General features: G+C 74.2%; 7 protein-coding genes and 1 tRNA gene. 3 read left to right on the forward strand and 5 right to left on the reverse strand.

The features are described from left to right. The first annotated feature begins 101 nt into the window (after positions 1 to 101). Positions 102 to 872: a MerR family transcriptional regulator gene (locus tag LG632_RS19750; RefSeq protein ID WP_226728684.1), complete on the forward strand. Its 771-nt coding sequence runs from the start codon at positions 102 to 104 to the stop codon at positions 870 to 872. Here LG632_RS19750 and LG632_RS19755 read toward each other — a convergent pair. Further along, on the reverse strand, positions 857 to 1657 hold the full coding sequence (locus LG632_RS19755; RefSeq protein ID WP_226728685.1) for an exodeoxyribonuclease III: 801 nt from the start codon (positions 1655 to 1657) through the stop codon (positions 857 to 859). The genes LG632_RS19750 and LG632_RS19755 overlap by 16 nt on opposite strands. Before the next feature lie 183 nt (positions 1658 to 1840). Here LG632_RS19755 and LG632_RS19760 point away from each other — a divergent pair, with 183 nt between their 5' ends. Beyond that, positions 1841 to 2338 carry a hypothetical protein gene (locus LG632_RS19760; protein ID WP_226728686.1) on the forward strand — a complete coding sequence of 166 codons (498 nt, stop codon included), beginning with the start codon at positions 1841 to 1843 and terminating at the stop codon, positions 2336 to 2338. Between the two features lie 25 nt (positions 2339 to 2363). Further along, complete coding sequence (locus tag LG632_RS19765; RefSeq protein ID WP_226728687.1) at positions 2364 to 2861, forward strand: GNAT family N-acetyltransferase; 498 nt, start codon at positions 2364 to 2366, stop codon at positions 2859 to 2861. A gap of 12 nt (positions 2862 to 2873) precedes the next feature. Here LG632_RS19765 and LG632_RS19770 read toward each other — a convergent pair whose 3' ends face one another. From LG632_RS19770 to LG632_RS19785, 4 genes are all read right to left on the reverse strand, one after another. Next, a complete protein-coding gene (locus tag LG632_RS19770; RefSeq protein WP_226728688.1) occupies positions 2874 to 3659 on the reverse strand; it encodes an oxidoreductase in 786 nt (261 codons plus the stop codon). A gap of 91 nt (positions 3660 to 3750) precedes the next feature. Next, positions 3751 to 4329, reverse strand: coding sequence for a TetR/AcrR family transcriptional regulator (locus LG632_RS19775; protein ID WP_226728692.1), 579 nt, complete (start codon positions 4327 to 4329; stop codon positions 3751 to 3753). 37 nt (positions 4330 to 4366) lie between these two features. Beyond that, positions 4367 to 5707, reverse strand: a complete 1341-nt coding sequence (locus LG632_RS19780) for a CoA transferase (RefSeq protein ID WP_226728689.1) — start codon at positions 5705 to 5707, stop codon at positions 4367 to 4369. Positions 5708 to 5789: 82 nt separating this feature from the next. After that, positions 5790 to 5863: transfer RNA gene (locus tag LG632_RS19785), tRNA-Ala, on the reverse strand. Positions 5864 to 6000 lie beyond the last annotated feature (137 nt).

Consider the following 6000-nt stretch of genomic DNA (forward strand, 5'->3'; position numbering starts at 1 on the left):
GCCAGCAATCACTGGCACGATGGGGAGCGTAGAGCTTCTCCATACTCATGGGTAGGGGTCTCGCCGGGAAAGTTACCCTCGGTACGCCATAGGCTGCGGCTGTGGCGCACGAACAGACGGTACGCGAATACCGCACGGAGGAGCTGGCCGAGGCGGCCGGCATCCCGGTCCGCACCCTGCGGTTCTACCGCGAGCGCAAGCTCCTGCCGCCACCGCGCCGCGAGGGCCGGATCGCCTGGTACGACGACCACCACCTGGCCCGGCTGCGCACGATAGCCGCGCTGCTGGAGCGCGGCCACACCCTCGGCGGCATCGCGGAACTGACCGCCGCCTTCGAGAACGGGCGCGACGTCGGACAGCTCAGCGAGCTGCTGGGCATGGGCTGGTCGGAGGAGACCCCGGTCCGCCTCTCCCCCGAGGCGCTGGCCGACTACTTCGAGGGCGAGGTGACCCCGGAGAACCTCGCGGCCTCGCTGGCGCTGGGCTACGTCGCCACCGACGGCGACGAGATCGTGCACGTCAGCCGGCGGCTGCTGGACGCCTCCTCGGCGCTGGTGCGCGAGGGCGTGCCGCTGGCGGCCGTCCTGGAGACCGGCCGCCAGGTACGGGCCCACGCGGACGCCATGGCCGCGCTGTTCGCCGACCTCGTCGGGGCCCACCTCGCGGACGGCGACGCGGCCCTGAAGCGGCTGCGGCCGCTGGCCAAGAGCGTGGTGGAGGCCGAACTCACCATGGCGATGGACCGCCTCCTGGCGGCGGGCGCCACCGGCACCGCGGGTGCGGCCGGCGGCACGGACAGCGCGGGCGGCGCGGGCACGGGCGGCGCGGGCACGGCGTCCGGCGGACCCCGGGGCGATCAGCCCAGCTCGTAGGCGACGGTCACCGGCGCGTGGTCGGACCACCGCTCGGGGTGCGTCTCGGCCCGCTCCACGAACCCCTTGACCGCCTTGGCGGCGAGCCCCGGCGTGGCCACCTGGAGGTCGATCCGCCAGCCGGCGTCGTTGTCGAACGCCCGCCCCCGGTAGGACCACCACGAATAGGGCCCGTCCTGCTCGGGGTGCAGCAGCCGCATCACGTCCACGTAGCCGGCCTCGTCGTAGACCTTGCCGAGCCACTCCCGCTCCTCCGGCAGGAAGCCGGCGCTCTTGCGGTTGGTCCGCCAGTTCTTGAGGTCGGCCTCGCGGTGGCAGATGTTCCAGTCACCGCACACGACCACCTCCCGCCCGTCGGCCGCCGCCTTGGCCCGCAGCTCCTCCAGGTACGGCCGGAACTCGGCCATGAAGCGGTACTTCTCGTCCTGCTTGGCGGTCCCCGCCTCCCCGGACGGCAGGTACAGGCTGGCCACCGTCACCCCGGGCAGGTCCGCCTCGACGTACCGCCCGGAGGCGTCGAACTCGTCGCTGCCGAACCCGATGCGCACCGCGTCCGGCTCCCGCCGGGTGTACAGCGCCACCCCCGCCCGGCCCTTGGCCGCGGCGGGCGCGAAGACGGTGTGCCACCCCGCGGGCTCGCGCACCTCGGCCGGCACCTGCTCCGCCTCCGCCCGCACCTCCTGCAGGCACACCACATCGGCGTCGGTCCCGGCCAGCCACTCCGCGAACCCCTTCTTCGCGGCGGCCCGGATCCCGTTCACGTTGACGGAGCTCACGGTGATCAACAAACACTCCCCACATCGGACAAACCCGCAGCAGCGTACTCGTCCGACCCCCACCCCACGGGAAGCCGCCACGATCCGGACGATCTTCGACCGTCGCGGCAACCATCCCCCGCTCTCGGCGATCACCTCCATCGGACAGCGATCACCGCGTCCCAGGCGCCCGCCTCAGCTCAGGGAGAAGACATGCAGCAGCCGTTCCGGAGGATCACCACGAGGCTCCGCTCCCGTCACCGCGCGGCGCGACTGTTCTCGGCCACGCTTTTGACGGCGGTGTCCGCTGCGGCCCTGGCCGCATGCGGAACCGACACCCCGCCCGCGCCGCCCAAGGGGCCCAGCACTGCGTCGGCCGGGGCACCCACGGCCTCCACGGCTCCGACACCGGCGTCCCCCACGCCGCCCTCCACCTCGGCGAACGGCATCCCGCCGAAGCCGGACGCCGCCACCGAGGCCCGCTACCTCCGCGCCCTGGACGCGATCTCACCCGACATCGTCGCGGGCAAGACGGATCGCGCGGTCAGCCGTGGTCGGGACACCTGCGGCACCATCCACTCGTTCCCGCAGGACCGGGCGAAGCAGGTGGACATCACCCGGCAGCGCTTCTCCGGAGCCCAGCAGCTCACCTCCGCACAGGCGGAGCAGATCCTCGGGGTCGTCAAGGCCCACCTGTGCCCCGCGGCCTGAATCCGGCCGGTCGTACCATGGGCCAATGCCTCACGGGACAGAACTCCGGGTCGTGGCGTACGACCACCCGGACGCGGTGAAACTGAACGACCAGGTGCAGCTCGAATACGCCGAGCGGTACCGCAGCGACGGGGACATGACCCCGCTCGACCCGTCGATGTTCACGCCGCCGCGCGGTCTGTACCTCCTCGCCTACGACGCCGACGGCACGCCGGTCGCCAGCGGCGGCTGGCGCGGCCACGAGGCCAACGACGAGGGCTACGCCGACGGGGACGCCGAGCTCAAGCGGATGTACGTGGTGCCGGAGGCGCGCGGCCTGGGTCTCGCCCGCCGGATCCTGGCGGAACTGGAGGCCGACGCCCGGGCGGCGGGCCGCCTGCGGATGGTCCTGGAGACGGGCGACCAGCAGCCGGAGGCGATCGCCCTGTACCTGTCCTCGGGCTACGCGATGGCCGAACAGAAGTTCGGCCTCTACCGCGACTACGACTCCAGCCGCTGCATGACCAAGCGGCTGCAGCCGTAGCCGCCCGCGCCGTCAGACCGTCTTGACCATCCCGCCGTCGACGACGTAGTCGGCGCCCGTGACGTTGCCGGCCGCCTCCGACAGCAGGAACACGATGACCGAGGCCACCTCCCGCGCCTCGGTCATCCGCCCGGTGGTGAGGCCGAACCGCGCCGGGAGCGCATCGAGGAGTTCGGCGTGGCCGACGCCGGCGGCCTCGGCCACCTTCCCTCCGAAGTCCGCGGGGTCCTCCCAGACCGCCGTGCGGGTCGGCCCGGGCGAGACGGTGTTGACGCGTACGCCGCGGGGGCCGAACTCCTCGGCGAGGGACTTGGTGACCGCGCCCAGCGCCGCCTTGGCCGCGCTGTAGGCCACCGGCCCGGTGGCGGGCAGGCGGGAGCAGACGGAGGAGACGTTGACGACCGCGCCCCGGCGTTCGACGAGGTCCGGCAGGACGGCGCGGGTCAGGCGCACCGCGCTCATCAGGTTCAGGTCCAGGGAGCGGGCCCACTGCGCGTCGTCGGTGTCCAGGAAGCCGGTGACGCCGCTCTCCGCGTCCCCGCCGCCCACGTTGTTCACCAGCAGGTCGACGCCGCCCAGTTCGGCGCGCGCGGCCCGCGCGAGGTCGGCGACACCGGCCGCGGTGGACAGGTCGGCGGCGACCGCGACGGCCCCGGATGCGGCGAGTTCGGGGGTGACCGTACGGGCGGCGCCCACGACGCGCACCCCCTCCTCCCGCAGCAGCCGTACGGTGGCGAGGCCTATGCCGCGGCTCGCCCCGGTGACGACGGCGGTCTTGGCGTGCAGTGCGAGCTTCATCAGGATCCCCAGTTCTTGAGCTACAGGTACAAAATGCGGGCACGGCGCAGCCACCCCCGCGGCGCGCGGGCGGCTCGTGGAACGGTTCGGTCTAGAGGGAGTCGACGGTGGCCTCGACCACCAGGGAGAGCCGCTCGGGCCCGTCGGCGACGCGCGCCAGCAGCCGCAGGCCGACGGCCGTGCTCAACAGCATGCTGCCGACGGCGCGGGCGTCCCGCTCCGTCGAGATCTCCCCGGAGCGCCGGCCCTCCTCGACCAGCGCCCGCAGGGCCTCCTCCGTGCGGTCGAACATGCGCCGCACCAGCTCGGCGGCCACCTCGTCGGCCCCCGCCAGCTCCGCGGCGGTGTTGACCGCCATGCAGCCGCGCCGGTCCGGATCCGCGAGGTCCATCTCGACGAGCATCAGCAGGGCGGCGCGCAGCCGGTCTTTCACCGGACCGTCCCCGCCCAGCAGTTCGATGACGGCCAGCGCCTGGCTGTCGCGGTAGCGGCGCAGCGCACGCTCGAACAGCGCGTGCTTGCTGCCGAAGGCGTGGTACAGGCTGCCCTTGCCGATGCCGAGGGCGTCGACCAGGTCCTGCGGGGTGGTGGCGGCGTAACCCTGCCGCCAGAACACCTGCATGGCCTGCTCGACGGCGGCTTCAGGATCGAACTGCTTGGGCCTTCCCATGATCGCCATTCAACCCGATTGTTGACCCACAGGTCAACTACGTCGCCCAGGCCGGTCGGTCCGTGCCCCAGCGGGACGGGCCGGTCGGCCAGTCCGGCGGGCCGTAGGCCAGCGGGGGTGCCGCGTGGCGCAGCGGCCCGTAGCCGGACTCCTTGGTGCGCAGCCAGGGCTCGGGGTCGTACGCCACCGCCCCCGACCCGCACCCGGCGCCGGCCCCCGGCGCGGCGTCGGCCGCCGGCGCCGCGGCCGCCGCCGGGGCGATCTCGTGGACCAGCCACGACGCCGTCCCCGCCAGCGAGAACCGCAGCGACCGCCCGCCCCCGCCCGCCAGGGCCCGCAGGATCCCGGCGGCGACCAGATAACCGGTGCCGTGGTCCAGTGCCTGCGCCGGCAGGACCCCGGGCCGCCCGTCCGGGCCGGCCTCGGCCGCCGCGATGCCGTACCCGGCCTGCACCAGCGAGTCGAAGCCCCGGCGCCCGGCCCACGGCCCCCAGCGGCCCCAGGCGCACAGCTCCGCCACCACCAGGCCGGGCCGGCGGGCCATCAGGTCCTCCGTGCCCAGGCCGTAGCGGGCCAGCGCCCCCGGCCGGTACCCGCTCACCACCACGTCCGCCCGCGCCAGCAACTCCTCGAACACCGCCCGGTCGCGCCCGTCGGCCAGGTCCAGCCGGGCCGACCGCTTCCCGAAGCCGGTGTCCGCGTAGGTGTCCGGGTCCTCGGGCAGCCCCGGGGCGTCGATCCGCAGCACGTCCGCCCCCAGCAGGCCGAGCGTGCGCGTGGCGACCGGCCCGGCGATCACCCGCGTGAGGTCCAGCACCCGGGCCCCCGCCACCGGCACCGGCCGCCGCCGCGGGCGCCAGGTCCGCGCCTCGACCAGCGACTGCGGCGGCCCGTACCGCCCCGCCACGGCGACGGCCAGCCCGCCGGCCGCGTACACGGCCTCCTGCGCCTCCTGCGCCGTCCGCTCCGCCAGGGCCTGCGCCAACACCCCCGGCTCCGCCGCCTCCAGCCCCAGCGCCCGCACCAACGCGTCGCGGTGGTGCGGGTAGTTGGCGTGCGTGCGCACCCACCCGTCCGCAGCCCGCCAGAACCCCGACAACGGCGCGAACGGGACCGGGGCCCGGCCCCCGATCCGCAGCTGCCGCTCACTGAGGAACGCCGTCGTCACGGCCCCCTCGTCCACCACCAGCTGCCCCGCGTACCCGGCCGCCTCCGCCGCCGCCAGCGAACACACCCCGACCGCGGCCCGCGCCAACTCCCGTACGGGCAACCGCCCGCCCCCGAGCCCGCTCGCCCCGCGCCACGCCACCCGCTCGGCGTCGCCCGCCGCCCCGCCGAGCGTCTCCCACACCGCCCGGACCCACCGGTCCCCGTCCATCCGAGCCCCCGTTCCCGCCGAACCGCTCCGAACGCAGAAGATCCCGCCCGATCTTTCGATCGGACGGGATCTCCGTTGTCTGTGGACCTGTGGGGATTTGAACCCCAGACCCCCTCGATGCGAACGAGGTGCGCTACCAGACTGCGCCACAGGCCCTTGCGACGTGTGAAACATTAGCATCCCATCCGGGAGGCTCCAAAATCCGTTACCGGCCGGGGCTCCCGGAGGGTCGTCGCAGGTCAGCTCATTCGTTCGCGGCGCGGGGGCGGTCCTCGCCCTCGTACTGGTCGAAG

It is taken from the genome of Streptomyces antimicrobicus, assembly GCF_020532625.1.
In the GTDB taxonomy this organism is placed as follows: Bacteria; Actinomycetota; Actinomycetes; order Streptomycetales; family Streptomycetaceae; genus Streptomyces; species Streptomyces antimicrobicus.